We start from the raw sequence: 15,335 nt of genomic DNA on the forward strand, positions 1-15,335 counted from the left end.
AGGTGGGCGAATCATGCAGGGTGGTGAGCGACGTGTCCGTCGCCGTATCGCACTGGCCGGTGCCGTTGTCGCCGGGGCGCTGGCCCTGGCGGCCTGCGGAAGCGGGGACGGGGGCGGGGCGCGGAAGGAAAGTGGTGCCGCGGCGTCCCGTAGCGGCTCGGGGGCTCCGGCGGAGAAGAGTTACAACGACGCGGACGCGCGCTTCGTGCAGCGGATGATCCCGCACCACCGGCAGGCCGTGGAGATGGCGGAGCCGGCCGGTGCGCGCGCCGCTGACCAGGAGGTCAAGGAGCTGGCCGCGGCGATCGCGAAGGACCAGAAAGCCGAGATCGCCACCATGCGCGGGTGGTTGCGGTCCTGGGGTGAGCCGGAGGCGGCCGCGACCGGGTCCGGCGATCCGGGGTCCCCCTCCGCCGAGCACAGCCCGCACGGCATGGACCACGGGCAGGTCGGGCGGGACGAGTCGGACATGGACGGAATGGTGTCCGGCCAGGACATGGCCGACCTCAAGGACGCCGAGGGAGCCGCCTTCGACCGGAAGTTCGCCGAGTTGATGATCGGGCATCACGAGGGCGCGATCCAGATGGCGCGCACCGAGCGCAGGCTCGGCCGGAACGAGGACGCCAAGCGGCTCGCCGACGCCATCGTCCGGAGCCAGTCGGCGCAGGTGGCGCAGCTCAAGGAGATCCGCGACCGGGCGTCGCACCACTGATCGGGCGGCACCGGTACGCGCCCCTCGGCCCCGAGTATTCGGCGCGCCGGAAAGCGGCGGTCACGGATGATCGGCGCGGCATGCATGGGCAAGCATGCCGCGCCAGACCCTTTTCAGACATCACACGCTGTTCATCGGCAGGACACCTTCATACGGCAACCAGTTGTTAGCTTACCGAGAAGTAGTAATCGCCTACATCGGTAGGGAGACATATTTCATGACCACCGAAACCACGGCCGCAGAGGTGAATCCGCCGACGAACGACTTCCGCACCTACGTCGAAGCCATTCTCGATGTCCTGGCGGAAAATCCGGACCGCCCCGTCGTCACCACGGCGGACGGCCGCGAGGTCACCGCCGGCGCGTTCCGCGACAGCGTGTACCGCATCGCGCGGGAACTGTCCGGCTGGGGGATCGGGCGCGGCAGCACCGTGTCCCTGCTCTCCGGGAACCGGCCGGAGGCCCTCGGCGCACGGTACGCCGCCAACCTGCTCGGTGCCCGGGCCGTCTTCCTGTACCAGGGCATGGCCCCCGAGACGCTCGCCCACATCGCGGAGAGCGTGGACACCGCGCTGCTGCTCGTCGACCCGGACCTGCCGGACGCCGCCGAGAGCCTGCTGGCCCACGCCCGCCCCCCGTACGTCCTCTCCTTCGGCCCCGGCCCGCACGGCCAGGACCTGCTGGCGCGCGCCGCACGGCACGATCCGCGCCCCGTACGGAGCGCGGCACGCCCCGAGGACGACTGGTGCATACGCCACACCGGCGGCACCACCGGCGTCCCCAAGGGCGTCCGCATGCCCCACGGCCCCTACCGGGACATGCTCGCCTTCGGTTCCATCGGCGCCGGTGCGCCACCCCGCTTCCTGGCCTGCACCACCCTCGCCCACGTGGCCGGCAACATCGCCGACGCCACCTTCCTGGCCGGCGGCTCCGTGGTCCTCCAGCGCTCCTTCGATCCCGGCGAGGTGCTCGCCGCCGTCGAGCGCGAGCGCATCACCCACCTGTGGCTGCTGCCCCCGCTGATCTACCGCCTGCTCGACCACCCCGGGCTGGCCGGCACCGACCTGTCCAGCGTCCAGCGGATCAGCTACGGCGGCTGCGCCGCCTCGCCGACGCGGCTGCGGCAGGCACACGAGACCTTCGGCGCGGTGCTGTTCGGCGGCTACGGCCAGTCCGAGGCGGGCCACATCACCGTCATCGGCCCGGACGAGCACCGGGACATGCCCCGGGAAGGGCAGGCCACGGTCGGCCGGGTGATCCCCGGCGTCGAGATCGCCATCCACGACGAGCAGGGCGACCCCGTACCCGTCGGCGCGGTGGGCGAGATCCGGGTCCGCTCCGGCCAGGCCATGACCGGCTACTGGAAGCAGCCCGGACTCACCGCGGAAGTCCTGCGCGACGGGTGGGTGCACACCGGCGACATGGGCTACCTCGACCACGAGGGCTACCTGTACATCGTCGACCGGCTCAAGGACATGATCATCGTGGTGGGCGGCCACGTCTACACCAGCGAGCTGGAGGACCTGCTGCTCACCCACCCCGCCGTCGCCCACTGCGCGGCGTTCGGTGTACGCCGCGCGGACGCCGGCGAAGAGGTGCACGTCGCGGTCGTCCCCGCGCCGGAACGCCCACTGGACCCGGCGCAACTGCGGGACTTCGTCAGCCGTCACAAGGGCGAGATGTACGCGCCCACCGGGCTGCACCTGGTCACCGAGATCCCGCTGACGCCCGTCGGCAAGCCCGACAAGAAGCGCATCCGGGCCACCCTCGGCGCGTGACCGGACGGTGCGGGCCGCACCGGGTCCCGGCCGCCGTCAGCCGGGCGGCCGGGGCGGCCGGGGCGGCCGGGGCGGTCGGGGCGGTCGGGCGGCCGGGAACCGTCCAGGTCCGGGAATCCGCACGGGTCCGGGAATCCGTCATGCCCGGGGAACCCGTCCGGGCCGGAAAACCGCCGCGCCCGGGAATGAGCCCGGCAAGAAGAGTCAGCCCGAGGCCGGGAAGCCTCCGCCGAAATTGACGCCCTTTCAGCGCTCCGCTTCCGCGAGGAAACCGATGATCGCGGAATTCACCGGCCCGGGCTTTTCCAGGTACCCGAAATGGCCGCACCCGGCGATCTCCGTATACCTGCCACCGGGAATGCACCCGGCCACTTCCTCGGCCAGGTGCGGGCGGGCGACCCGGTCGTCAGCGAATCCGACGACCAGACACGGACACCGGATCTCCCGGTACGCGGACCGCCGGTCGTCGATCACCTGAAGGCCCAATTGGCCGCGCATTCCGGCCGAGCCGACCGTCGCCGTCATCTCGAACACGTCCAGCCAGCCCCGGAGCCGCTCCGGATCGCCGAGCGTCTCCCCCGACAGGTACTGCAACGCCTGGACGTAGGCCGCGTACCGGGGCGGGAGCGCGGCCCCGCTGTCGCACAGGTCGATCTCGGCCGCCGCCATGGCGCGGATCAGCGTGTCCGCCCGGCCGATGGCGGCCATCAGCACGGCCCTGCGGACGAGTTCCGGGCGGGCCACGAGGAGTTCCTGGACGACGACCGAGCCCAGCGAGAAGCCCACGACATGGCAGGGCCCCGAGCTGACGTGGGCGATGAGACCGGCGAGGTCCGCCACCATGTCGTCGAGGGTGAAGGGCTGCCCGGCACGGCCGTCCGGCGGGATGCCCCGGTGGTCGAAGGTGATCACCCGGTACCCGGCAGCGGTCAGGGCGGGCACCTGGTGCGCGCGCCACACCCGCCCCGGCGCGCCGGTCCCCGTGACCATCACGACCGGCTCCCCGGCACCGTACTCCTCGTACCGCAGACTGATCCCGTTGGTTGACACCATCGGCATGGGCCCGCCCCCGCCCCCTCGTCCGCCCCGTGACGCGTCCTTCCATCAGAGCAGCTCCGGCCCGGCCACGACGATGTCCAACCCGCCCCGCAGCGTCACTTGGACGCAACGGCCGCTCGGAAGCCGGTCGCTCGGAAGCCGGCCAGGCGGGCGAAGCGGTTCACCGGCAGCGGCCCCGGGGGCATCGAATGACCGCTCACGACCGTGGCAAACCCACACCGGACCGCACCGGGCCGCGCAGCACCGGGCCGCGCCAAACCGCACCGTGACGCTCACGGTGCCCCAGCCGTACGGCCACGGCCCCGCCTGCCAACGGGCCGCCGCCTTTTCGGCCAGCCCGCGCCCAGGGCGACACGGACCCGCTCACCACGGCCTCCCGCCCACCGCACCACCCCCAGCGGCCCCACCGGTACCTCGACAGCCGGCTCGTCGGACCAGGAACGGCCAGCCACCGGCAGCGTCGAGCCGGCGCCGACGTGCGGGTACGTGCCGGACGGACGAGACCGGCTGCGTCCGGTGCGTGACTGGAAGCGGCGCGGTCGGCTTTTGGACAAGCTCGCGCAATTGGTCCGTAATACCCCTCTCCTCTCCAGGATGAGCTATACCTCCATCGGGTGCGGTCCGGCGGCCCTGCCCGGCCGTGGTCCGCGCTCCCGTCCGCGACGAAGGGGAAGCCTGATGGCGAACGAGCTCAAGTACGGCGATCAGATCCACCTGCAGAACGGCTACAACGGCTGGCAGGGCGGCTACCTGGACACCAACAGCCACAGCAGCGCCTCGGGTGCGAAGTACCAGGTCGCGACCGCCGACACCCCCACCCGCGGCAAGGGCACCGGCACCTGGGAGATCCTCTCCGCCACCGGCAAGGCCACCGGCCAGCCCGTGGCCAGCGGCGATGTGGTTCACCTGCGCAACCTCTACGGCGGCGACGGCGGCTACCTCGACACCAACGGCCACGCCAGGAAGGAACAGCAGGACGCCGGAGCCAAGTACGACGTGTCCACCTCCCAGTCGAGGGACCGCGCCGCCGGCACCGGCCGCTGGCGGATCTTCGCCCAGACCTCCAGCCCCGCCGACCGGAACGTCCGCATCGGCGACGTGCTCCACCTCTGGAACCTCTACGACGACAACGGCGGTTTCCTGGAGACCAACCACACCAGCTCGCTCACCGGCGCCAAGTACGACCTGTGCACCAACGCCTACTACAACCGCAGCTCCAGCGTCGCCGACTGGAAGATCCACCGGGCCCAGGCCTGATCCCACCACCGCCCCGGTGGCCGGCCGGCCACCGGGGCTCACCTCCCGCACGACGCCTGCCGTCCCGCTCCGGCACCGGAACCCGCTCGCCCGGGCCCGTGGCACCGCACGGGCTCATCGCGCCACTCCGTGGCCGCCCGACCCCTTGTGCCGTGCCGCGCGAGCGTTTCCCATGTCAGCAGACACGAAAAAGCCGTCCTGCTGACCGTCGCCGGTCGAGAGAGGCTGTCGTATGCGGAGCGTGGGAGTGGAAGAAGAGCTTCTCCTGGTGGACCCGCACTCAGGAAAGCCGCGAGCTGTCTCCGGGACCGTACTGGCCTCGACTCCGGACGACTCCACCCTGGACAAGGAACTGCACCGCGAGCAGTTGGAGATCGCGACCCGGCCCCGGCTGCTGATGGAGGACCTGGCCGCGGAGGTCGCGCACTGGCGCGGCGAAGCGGCGCGGCAGGCCCGCCGGGCCGGTACGGAGCTGGTGGCCCTGGCCACCTCGCCGCTGCCGGTCGTACCGTCCCTCAACTTCGACGAGCGCTACCAGCGGCTGGAGCGGGAGTTCGGCCGCACCGCTCAGGAACAGCTCTCCTGCGGCTGCCACATCCACGTGTCCGTCGAGTCGGACGACGAGGGCGTGGCCGTGCTGGACCGCATCCGCCCGTGGCTGCCGACGCTACTGGCCCTGAGCGCCAACTCGCCCTTCTGGCAAGGCGACGAAACCCGTTACAGCAGTTACCGGAGCCGGGTGTGGGGCCGTTGGCCGTCGTCCGGGCCGGTGGAGCTGTTCGGCAGCGCGGAGAACTACCACCGGCGGGTACGGGAGTTGCTCGCGACCGAAACCCTGCTCGACGAGGGCATGATCTACTTCGACGCCCGGCTGTCCCGGCACTACCCCACCGTGGAGATCAGGGTGGCCGATGTCTGTCTGCAGTCCGACGACACGGTGCTGCTCGCCGCCCTGACCCGCGGGCTCGTGGAGACGGCGGCCCGCGCGTGGCGCGCGGGCGAGCCCGCGGACCCCGCCGGGATCGGCCTGCTGCGGCTGGCGACCTGGCGGGCCGGCCGGTCCGGGCTCTCCGGCCGCCTGGTCCATCCGCTCACCTGGACCCCGGCCCCCGCCGATGCCGTGGTCCGCGCCCTGCTCGACCACGTCAGCGAGGCACTGGAGGACACCGGTGACCTGGGGCTCGCCAAGGAGCGCCTGGACACCCTGATGGGCCGCGGCAACGGAGCGCACATCCAGCGGGAGCGACTGCGCCGTACGGGCAGCCTGCGGGCGGTGGTAGAGGAGTGCGTACGGCGTACGACGCTGTGACGGATGTACGGCGTGCGGGCGCACGTCGGGCCCCGGCCGTACGCCGGTACCAGCACATCGCGTACCCGCTGCCGGAGTCCGGCGAGCTGATGCTCGGCGGCGGCGGCCGGGTCCCTCGGCTGCCGGCCCGGCAGCTCAGCGGCTTCCACCGGCTCCTGCCGGACCGACCACGGCCATGCGGACTTCCTCCGCGACGACCACTGGTTCGCCTCCTTCCGGCTGGTGGTGAACCACCTCTGCCTTCACCTCAGCCGCCTCGGCCGCAAGCCCGTCGACCGCGGCCTGTTGTGCCATCTCGCGGCGAACACGGAAGCGGTGCACGGCGTCACCGAGGAAGACGCCTTCCGGCGCCACGCCGTCTCCTCCCCCGCCCTGGGCACCCGAGTGGTCTCGGCTGAGCAAGGAGTGGGCGGAGGGCGCGGGCGCGGCGGAGTGACGGCCGACGGCCGTCACTCCACTCCCAGCTCCGCCAGCTTCCCGGCGGTCCCGTCGTCGGCCGGCAGACAGGAGACCAGGGTGACGCCGGGCGTGCCGACCGGTGTGAGCTTGGTGTAGTCGAAGGTCAGCCGCCCCAGGCGCGGGTGGTCGAAGACACGGCGGGCCGGACGGAACTCCGCGATGTCGTGGGTGTCCCACCAGGTGCGGAATTCCTCGCTCCGGTCGCGCAGGTCGGCGGTCAGGCGGGTGAACGCCGGGTCACCGGGGTGCCGGTCGGCGCTGGCGCGGTACTGCTCCAGCAGCGTACGGGCCTGATCGGGCCAGTCGGCCAGCAGCGTACGGACGCGGGGCTCGGTGAACACCAGGCGGAGCAGATTGCGCCCGGGGCCGCTCCAGCGGGCCGGGTCGCCGATCAGGCCCGCCTCGGCACGGTTCCACACCAGCAGGTCCCAGTTGGCCGCGACCACATAGGCCGGATACGGGTCGAGCGCGTCCACCAGCCGTTGCAGCGGCCCGGCGCCGGCCCGCGCCGGCTCGGGTTCGGGCAGCGGCTGCCCCGCCAGCGCGAACAGGTGGCGGACCTCGGCCGGGGTCAGGCGCAGCACCCGGGCCAGGCTGTGCAGCACCTGGCGGCTGACGGTGATGTCCCTGGCCTGTTCGAGCCAGGTGTACCACGTGACGCTGACACCCGAGAGGGTCGCGACCTCCTCGCGGCGCAGGCCGGGCGTACGGCGGCGGGGGCCCGCCGGGAGGCCGGCGTCGGCGGGCGCGACACGTGCGCGGCGGGAGCGGAGGAACGCGGCCAGCACCCGGCGCCGCTCCCGGGCCGCCGTCGCCTCCGGTTCCGCCCGCGTCGCGTCGCGCCCGTCCATTCCCGTCCGTTCCCCGTCCGTCCCGTGTGGTCCACCGGCCCGTCCCCGGTGTTCCGCGTTCCGGGACGCAAGGGGGTACCGCGACCACCAGCATAAGTGGCCTCTGTACCGCCCTCGGTGACCGGACCAGGGTCACAGGCATGAAGCACACCGAACCACCGGCCGGCTCCGGCGACGGCAGCCGCGCCTCTCGCACCACACCCGGGCAGTCCGGGCCGTTCACCGCCTCCGCGCCCCCCGTTCCCTCCCCCTGGCGGGCCCTGTCCGTCGTCCTCATCGGCGTCTTCGTGGCCGTCCTGGACACGTTCATCGTGCTCGTGGCCACACCCGCCATCCAGCGGGACCTGCACGCGTCGGACGCGGACATCCAGCTCGTCCTCGCCGGTTACCAGCTCAGCTACGCCGTCGTCCTGATCACGGGGGCCCGTCTCGGCGACCTGATCGGCCGCAAGCGGTGCTTTCTGATCGGGATGGCCCTGTTCACGCTCGCTTCGGTGGCCTGTGCGGCCGCACCCGGCGCCGGCGCGCTGATCGGCGCCCGGCTCGTCCAGGGGCTCGGCGCCGCCGTGCTGTCCCCGCAGGTCTTCTCGACGATCCAGGTGCTGCTGCCGCCGGAGCGGCGGGCGCGGGCGTTCGGCGTGCTCGGCGCGGTCATCGGCACGGCGGGGGTGGCCGGGCAGCTCCTCGGCGGTGTGCTCGTCTCCGCCGACCTCTTCGGCACGTCGTGGCGGCCCGTCTTCTGGGTGAACGTACCCGTCGGCCTGCTCACGCTGGTGCTCGCGGCCGTTCTGGTCCCCGAGTCACGGGCCCCGGAGGGCCGCCGCCTCGACCTGGCGGGCACGGCCGTCCTGACGCCCGCGCTCTTCCTCCTCGTCGTGCCGCTGGTCGAGGGCCGCGAGGCCGGCTGGCCCGTGTGGTCCTGGCTCAGCCCGGCCGCCGGAGCGCTCGCCCTCGTCGGCTTCGTCCGCGTCGAACGCCGCGTCGAGGCGCGGGGCGGCTCGCCTCTCGTACGGCTGGGCCTGCTGCGCGAGCGTGCCTTCGCCGTCGGGATGGTGCTGGTCCTCCTCGCGTACTTCGGCATCAACTCCTTCTTCCTGGTCCTGTCCATCACCCTGCAGGACGGGCTGGGCCTGGACACTCTGGCCGCCGGCCTGTTCTATCTGCCCTTCGCGGCCGCCTTCTTCGCGGGCAGCGTCGTCGCCGGGCGGCTGGCGCACCACGGGCGGCGGCTGCTGCGGGCCGGGGCCGCCGTCCTCGCTCTCGGCCACGCGGCCGCGATCGCCGTCGTCCTCCACGCCGGGGCCGCGCTGACGGCCGGGGCCCTCGTCGTACCGCTGCTGGTGATCGGTACGGGCACCGGCGTGCTGGTCACTCCGCTGCTGAACGCGGTGCTCGCACGCGTGCGTCCGGCGGAGATCGGGATGGCCTCGGGGGTCCTGTCGACCGGGCAGCAGGTGGGTGGTTCGGTCGGTGTCGCGGCCGTCGGCGTCATCTTCTACGGCACGCTGGGCGGCGCCGCACGCCATGACCCGGGCGCGTACGGGCACGCTCTGGCCGCCGCCCTGGTCTTCAGCCTGACCCTGGCGGTGGCCGTGGCGATCCTGCTGCGGTTCCTCCCCGCCGGGGGCGAGAGCCGGCGCAGCCGGGTCGCCGCCCGCTCCGGCCGTCGCTGACCCGCCCGGTGGGAGGATCCCGTCGCAGTACGCACCCGGCTCCGCCCGCAAACCCCTCGTCGGGGTCGGGTCGCCCTCGCCGCGGGGCGCACGGCGGCGCGGTCGGTGGTACACCGCTCGTGAAAAGGATCGTGTTTGCAACCAGAACGTTCCGCATCATCCACACGAGTGAAGAGCGGCATCGGATTGCTGGGTAACTGCCTAGTGCACCCGCTTTTCCGGGTGGCACGGGGGACATGGCGACACGGGTGCCCGGCCCGGGCCCTCCGTGCCGCGCGGGAACCGGGTACCTGAGCCGGACGCGGGCACGGGGCCGGGCCGGACGCTCTCTCGACGGCGCCCCGCGCCGCACCGGCCCGGCCGTTCCCGGGCCCCGCGCCGGCTTCGCCTTCTTCGCCACCGCGTTCAGCCGACCCGGGCCGTCCGGTTCCGCCAAGGCCGTCCGCCTGGATCCCTTCCGCCCGGCTTTCCGGCCACTTCGACCGTTCCGAGGTATTGACCATGCTGCGACCCTCCCAGGCGCCCGGCCGGCCGGACCGGCACGCGCCGTGGAACGACACGGCGACGCCGTATCCGCGCGACCGCTGCCTGCACGAGCTGTTCGAGGAACGGGCGCTGGCCGCGCCCGACGCGCCCGCCGTCCGGCACGGCGACCGCACCCTGACCTACGGCGAGCTGAGCCGGCACTCCGACGCCCTGGCCCGGCGACTGCTGTCCGCCGGTGTGCGTTCCGGCAGCTCCGTGGGCGTGTTGGGCGGCCGGTGCCCCGAGGCGCTGGTGGCGTTCCTGGCCATCGTCAAGTGCGGCGCGGCGTACGTGCCGTTGGACGACGCGTACCCGCCCGCGCGGTTGCGCGCCATGGCCGAGGAGGCCGACGTACGGGTCGCCGTCTCCCTGCCGGGCAGTACGTCCCGGGTACGCAGGCTGCGGGCCTGCGTCGACGGCGAACTCACCGCACCGGCACGGGAACCGGACGCGACGACCGGCGCCCCCGCACCGCCGGGTGTGGCCGTCGCCCCGGAGGACTGCGCCTACGTGATGTTCACCTCCGGCTCGACCGGCCGCCCGAAGCCGGTGGCGGTCCCGCACCGGGGCGTCGTGCGCCTGGCCGCCTCCGGCTCCTGGCTGTCGCCTCCGAAGCCCGGCGAGCGGGTGCTGCACGCCTACAGTTGCTCCTCCGACGCCTCGACGATCGAGATCTGGACGGCGCTGCTGTCCGGGGCCTGCCTCGTCGTCGCCGAGCGGGAGCAGTTGCTGTCCGTGGACGCGCTGGAGCGGCTGCTGCGCGACGAGGGCGTCGCGGTGGCCTTCCTGACCGCGGGGGTGCTGCACCACGTGGCCCGCACCCGGCCGCAGGCGCTGCGGAGCCTGCGGTTCGTCTCGGCGGGCGGCGAGGCGCTCGATCCCCGGCTGTGCCGCCGCGTGCTGTCCGCGTGCCCCGGCATCACCCTCGTCAACTTCTACGGGCCCACCGAGAACAGCGTCGTCTCCAGCGCGTACGTCGTGCGTGACCTGCCCGCCGACGCGGCCACCGTGCCCATCGGGCGCCCTTTTCCCAACTCGACCTGCCACGTGCTCCGCGACGACGGCACGCCCGCCGGGCCGGGCGAGGAGGGCGAGCTGCTCGTCGGGGGCGACGGTATCGCCCTCGGGTACCTCAACGACCCGGCGCTGACCGCCGAGCGCTTCCTCGACGACCCGTTCGGCCCCCGGCCCGGCGGTCGCCTGTACCGTACGGGCGACCGCGCCCGGTGGCGGCCGGACGGGGTCCTGGAGTACCGGGGACGCCAGGACCGGCAGGTCAAACTGCGGGGCTTCCGTGTGGAGCTGGACGAGATCGAGACTCGGCTGCGCGCGCACGAGGCCGTCGCGGAGGCCGCCGTCGAGGTCGACGGGGAGGGGGCGCGTGCCCAGCCGGTGGCCTTCGTGACGCCGGCGCGCCCCGGCGGGCGGGTCCCGGCCGAGCGGGTGCGCGCGTACCTGGCGTCCTGGCTGCCCGCGCCCGCCGTTCCGGCACGCATCCATGTCCTGGACCGCTTCCCGGTCACCGGCGCGGGCAAGGTCGACCGGCGCGCCCTGCTCGCGCGGACGGTGGTGCCCGCGGCCCGTGACGAGGCACGCGCGCCGGCTTCCGTACGCGCCGGGGCCCGGTGGGACGGCACCGGTCCGTACCCGTCCGAGTCCTCGGGGTCCTCGGGGTCCTCGGGATCCTCGGGGCAAACGGATGCGAACGGGAACGGCGACGCGAACGCAAACGGGCAACGGCGCGTGCGCGAACCGGGTGCGGCGGCGGGGAGCGGCGCGTGCGGGGACGGTTCCGGCCTGTTGAGCGTGCTCGCCGACGTCTGGGAGCACATCCTGCGCGTCCGCCCCACGCCCGACGACGACTTCTTCGCCCTCGGCGGCGACTCGCTGCTCACCGCCGAGGTGACCACCCGGACGATGACCGCGCTGGGCATGGACGCGGCACACGGCACCTTCCTCGTCCGCAGTCTGCTGCGGGCACCGACGCTCGGCGCGTACGCGGCGGCGGTGGACCGGGCGCTGCGGGACGACGGCCGCGCCGGGCACCGGGCCGGCGCCGCGCCCGCCTCGGAGGCGGACTTCCTGCGCGAGGCCCGCCTCGGCCTGCGGTTCCCGCCGGAACGCGGCCCCGCGCCCCGGTGGCGCGACCCGGCGCGGGTCCTGGTCACCGGGGCCACCGGCTTCGTGGGCGCCTTCCTGCTCGACCGGCTCGCCCGGGTCACCCGCGCCGAGCTGCTGTGCCCCGTACGGGCCCGGGACACGGCGCACGCACGGCGCCGGGTGTGTTCCAACGCCGCCCGGTACGGCCTCGACACCACCCCGTACGAGCAGCGCCTGACCTGCTTTCCGGCCGATCTGACCGCCCCGCGGCTGGGCCTGTCCGCGAAGTGGTTCGGGCGGCTGGGCCGGTCCGCCGACCTGATCCTGCACGCCGGGGCGCACGTCAACTTCCTGTATCCGTACGCCGCGCTGCGCCCGGCCAACGTCGACGGCACCCGGGAGTTGATCCGGCTGGCCGCCGGGCGGCGCGTCCCGCTGCACTTCCTGTCCACCATCGCGGTGCTGGCGGGCTTCGGCACCGCCGGGGTGCGGCAGGTGGACGAGGATACGCCGCCGGCCCACGCCGACCACCTGACCATGGGGTACGCGGAGAGCAAGTGGGTGGCCGAGCGGATGCTCATGGAGGCGGCGGAGGCGGGGCTGCCGGTGGCGGTGCACCGGCCGTACGAGGTCACCGGCGAGGAGCACACCGGCATCTGCAACACCGAGACGGCCATCAGCTCGCTGTTCCGCGTCATCGCGGAGACGGGCGTGGCGCCCGACGTGCCGCTGCCGCTGGACTTCGTGCCGGTCGACCACCTGGCCGCCGCCGTGGTGCACCTGGCGACGCGCCGGCCGGCCGACGGCCGCACGTACCACCTCACCAATCCCCGCCCGGCCCGCCTCGCCGACATGCTGGCCCGGATGCGGGCGGCGGGCTACGACATCCGCGAACTGCCGTACGACGCGTGGGTGGCGGAGCTGGTGCGGCATGTGGCGCGGAACCCCAGCAGCCCCACGGCCCCGTTCGTCTCGCTCTGCGTGGACCGCAGCAACAAGTCCGACATCAGTGTCAAGGAGATGTACCTCGACGACGTCTTCCCACGGCTCGGACGCGCGAACACCGAGCGGGGCCTGCGGGGCAGTGGGCTGCGCTGCCCGCCCACCGACGCCGCCCTCCTCGACCGCTACCTCGCCTTCTTCCGCTCCAGCGGGTTTCTGCCGCCGCCGCTCCCCCGCGACGGCACCCGGTGACGCCCCGGCCCGGGCCTCGGCGGCGCCGGCGGAGCTCCGGTGAGCGCAAGGTGCTGCCGGAGCGGAATCCGCGGCTCGCGGTGCCGCGCGCGGGCCGCCGAAGGAGTGCCGGGCGGCCGCGCGGCCCGCGCCGGGGTGCTCACAACGGCCGTGCGCCCGCCAGGAGTTCGAGGGTGCGGCGCTGTACGTCCGCCGGGTAGTTGTCGGCGAACGCCGTGCTGCGCAACTCGTCCTCGCGGACGCAGTCGAAGACGACGGTCGGTCCGGTGCCCGCGGCGCGTTCCTTCTCGTGGTAGCAGACCATCAGGTGCATGATCGCGGTGTCGGGCAGAACGTGGATGCCGTCGGTGGGGTGGGAGCGGGTCGCGAAGCCCCACAGCACGTCGCGGACGTCGGTCGGGTCGATGTCGCTGTCCAGGACCATGATCCGGGTGACCCACCAGCCGCCGTGCGGGAAGGCGTCGACGGCCTCGCCGACCGCCCGGCACAGCTCCTGCGACGACGTGAACGACGTACGCTCACGCCAGTCCCGGTCGACGGTGACGGCCAGCACGTGCACGGCGGTCTCCGGGATCATCCAGGCGGCGGCCACCGGGATGCCGGCCTCGCGCAGGTAGTGGGTCCAGCGGGCCGAATGGGTCAGACCGATCAGGGTGTGGTCCTCGTCCACGGGCTTGCCCGCGCACACCACCGGCATGACGGGGTCGTTCCGGTGGGTGACCGCGGTGACGTGATAGGCGGGCAGCGACCAGCTCCCCTCGGGTACGTAACCGGCGAACTCGCCCATCGGGCCCTCCGGCAGCAGCTCGTCGTGGTCGATGTAGCCCTCGATGACGATCTCGGCGGTGGCGGGCACTTCGAGGTCGACGGTCTTGCACCGTACGACCTCGATCGGGTGGCCGAAGTAGGCGCCCAGGTAGGCCGCTTCGTCGACGTGCTCCGGCAGGGACATGGTCGACACGAGGGGGACAGCGGGCTCGGCGCCCAGGACCAGCGCGAAGGGCGTGCGCTCGCCGCGCGCCCGCCACATGTCGTCGATGACGCCGATGTGCTGGGGCGATCCGGTGAAGGCGACGATGCGGCGCGCGTCGTGCAGCATGGCGCGGGCGATGCCCCAGTTGGTCCACGCGCGGTCCGGGCTGCGCAGCACGAACGTGCCGACGGTGTTGGCGTACCGGCCGCCGTCTCCCTGGTGGAGCAGCGGGAACGGCAGTCGGGTCAGGTCGATGTCGGAGCCGAGCAGGACGTTCTCCTGGCACGGGCCCGAGGACAGCGTGACGGGCGGCACGGGAGGCGCCGCCTGCGCGGCGACCAGGCCGTCCATCAGCTCCCGCGGCGGCGTGTCCGGGTCCAGGCCCAGGGAGAGTGCGAGCCGTGCGTAGGGCGCTGCCGGCCGGCTGCTCAGGGCGGCGGGCGCGGCGAGGACCCGGAATCCGGGCCGGCAGCCGCGGATGCGGGTGAGCAGGTGGGCCGGGGCCCGGTGCTCGGTGGCGTACCGGGCGATCGCGCCGATCTCCAGTTCGGGGTCCACCTCGTCGTCGATCACACGCAGGTCGTCGAGTTCGGCCAGGGCGTCGAGATAGTCGCGGAGGCTGGTGAGGTGCTTCATGGGCGGCTGCTCATCCTTTGTCGGTGGTGGGAAGACGGGGCGGGGGGACGGGGCGGGGGGCGAGGGGGCCCTCAGGAGAGGCCGGGGACGGGCACCGGGGCCGCGTGGTGCTCCTCCGTGCCCCTGGCCTGCTGCCGGGCCGCGTGCATCCCGTTCCAGCGGTACGCCTTGGGCGTGTCGATGCCGAACTGATCGAGGACGCGGGTGACGGTGTGGTCGACGATGTCGTCGACCGTGGCCGGGTGCTGGTAGAAGGCGGGCACCGGCGGCAGCATCACCGCGCCCATGCGGGCCAGCGTGAGCATGTTCTCCAGGTGGATCTCGCTGAGCGGCGCCTCCCTCGGCACCAGCACCAGCTTGCGGCGCTCCTTGAGGGTGACGTCGGCGGCGCGGGCGATCAGGCCGTCGGCGTAACCCATGCGGATCGCGGCCAGCGTCTTCATGCTGCACGGGACGATCACCATGCCGTCGGCCCGGAAGGAACCGGAGGAGATCGCCGCGCCCTGGTCCTCCGGGCTGTGCGTGACGTCGGCGAGCGCGCTGACCTCGCGCACGCTCATCGACGTCTCCCACTCGATGGTGCTGCGCGCCCAGCGGCTGATCACCAGATGCGTCTGAACGCCGCCGTGCGCGCGCAGCCGCTCCAGCAGCCGTACGCCGAGCACGGCGCCCGTCGCTCCGGTGATGCCGATCACCAGCCGCGCCGGGGCGGCGCTGCCGCCGCCGGTCATGTCCGCCATGTCTACCTCTCGTTCGTGTGCGGGTGCTGTGTCGTGCGGGGGCCGGGGCCGGCCCGGAGGGTGTCCGGGC

The 15,335-nt window shown here is 73.4% G+C and carries 11 protein-coding genes; 6 read left to right on the plus strand and 5 right to left on the minus strand.

Translation table 11 applies throughout. The annotated features are described in order from the left end of the window. The first annotated feature begins 13 nt into the window (after nucleotides 1-13). Nucleotides 14-712 carry a DUF305 domain-containing protein gene (locus ACH4EB_RS16655; RefSeq protein WP_398348222.1) on the plus strand — a complete coding sequence of 233 codons (699 nt, stop codon included), beginning with the start codon at nucleotides 14-16 and terminating at the stop codon, nucleotides 710-712. Between the two features lie 217 nt (nucleotides 713-929). Beyond that, nucleotides 930-2,489, plus strand: a complete 1,560-nt coding sequence (locus ACH4EB_RS16660; protein ID WP_398348224.1) for an AMP-binding protein — start codon at nucleotides 930-932, stop codon at nucleotides 2,487-2,489. Between the two features lie 246 nt (nucleotides 2,490-2,735). On the opposite strand, the gene ACH4EB_RS16665 is transcribed toward ACH4EB_RS16660, so the two are convergent. Then, nucleotides 2,736-3,548 carry an alpha/beta fold hydrolase gene (locus ACH4EB_RS16665; protein WP_398348225.1) on the minus strand — a complete coding sequence of 271 codons (813 nt, stop codon included), beginning with the start codon at nucleotides 3,546-3,548 and terminating at the stop codon, nucleotides 2,736-2,738. 678 nt (nucleotides 3,549-4,226) lie between these two features. Here ACH4EB_RS16665 and ACH4EB_RS16670 point away from each other — a divergent pair. Together ACH4EB_RS16670 and ACH4EB_RS16675 are read left to right on the plus strand one after the other, a co-directional pair. After that, nucleotides 4,227-4,805, plus strand: a complete 579-nt coding sequence (locus tag ACH4EB_RS16670) for a hypothetical protein (RefSeq protein ID WP_398348226.1) — start codon at nucleotides 4,227-4,229, stop codon at nucleotides 4,803-4,805. Between the two features lie 232 nt (nucleotides 4,806-5,037). Continuing rightward, entirely contained in the window at nucleotides 5,038-6,114 is a 1,077-nt protein-coding gene (locus tag ACH4EB_RS16675; protein ID WP_398348228.1) for a glutamate--cysteine ligase, read from the plus strand. Nucleotides 6,115-6,249: 135 nt separating this feature from the next. Here ACH4EB_RS16675 and ACH4EB_RS16680 read toward each other — a convergent pair whose 3' ends face one another. Together ACH4EB_RS16680 and ACH4EB_RS16685 are read right to left on the minus strand one after the other, a co-directional pair. Next, nucleotides 6,250-6,468: a hypothetical protein gene (locus tag ACH4EB_RS16680; RefSeq protein ID WP_398348229.1), complete on the minus strand. Its 219-nt coding sequence runs from the start codon at nucleotides 6,466-6,468 to the stop codon at nucleotides 6,250-6,252. 95 nt (nucleotides 6,469-6,563) lie between these two features. Continuing rightward, nucleotides 6,564-7,424 (minus strand): helix-turn-helix transcriptional regulator, encoded by an 861-nt coding sequence (locus ACH4EB_RS16685; RefSeq protein ID WP_398348230.1) that lies wholly within the window; start codon nucleotides 7,422-7,424, stop codon nucleotides 6,564-6,566. A 140-nt stretch (nucleotides 7,425-7,564) separates the two neighbouring features. Here ACH4EB_RS16685 and ACH4EB_RS16690 point away from each other — a divergent pair, with 140 nt between their 5' ends. Both ACH4EB_RS16690 and ACH4EB_RS16695 read left to right on the plus strand, forming a co-directional pair. Next, nucleotides 7,565-9,097 carry an MFS transporter gene (locus ACH4EB_RS16690; protein WP_398348231.1) on the plus strand — a complete coding sequence of 511 codons (1,533 nt, stop codon included), beginning with the start codon at nucleotides 7,565-7,567 and terminating at the stop codon, nucleotides 9,095-9,097. A 501-nt stretch (nucleotides 9,098-9,598) separates the two neighbouring features. Further along, the gene (locus ACH4EB_RS16695; RefSeq protein WP_398348232.1) at nucleotides 9,599-12,916 is read left to right on the plus strand and encodes an amino acid adenylation domain-containing protein; all 3,318 of its coding nucleotides are present in this window, start codon (nucleotides 9,599-9,601) and stop codon (nucleotides 12,914-12,916) included. Between the two features lie 139 nt (nucleotides 12,917-13,055). Here ACH4EB_RS16695 and ACH4EB_RS16700 read toward each other — a convergent pair whose 3' ends face one another. Further along, nucleotides 13,056-14,525: a UbiD family decarboxylase gene (locus tag ACH4EB_RS16700; protein WP_398348234.1), complete on the minus strand. Its 1,470-nt coding sequence runs from the start codon at nucleotides 14,523-14,525 to the stop codon at nucleotides 13,056-13,058. Nucleotides 14,526-14,596: 71 nt separating this feature from the next. Next, a complete protein-coding gene (locus tag ACH4EB_RS16705) occupies nucleotides 14,597-15,265 on the minus strand; it encodes a non-oxidative hydroxyarylic acid decarboxylases subunit B (RefSeq protein ID WP_398348235.1) in 669 nt (222 codons plus the stop codon). Nucleotides 15,266-15,335 lie beyond the last annotated feature (70 nt).

Origin of the sequence: Streptomyces sp. NPDC018045 (genome assembly GCF_044327445.1) — a bacterium.
Lineage (GTDB): Bacteria > Actinomycetota > Actinomycetes > Streptomycetales > Streptomycetaceae > Streptomyces.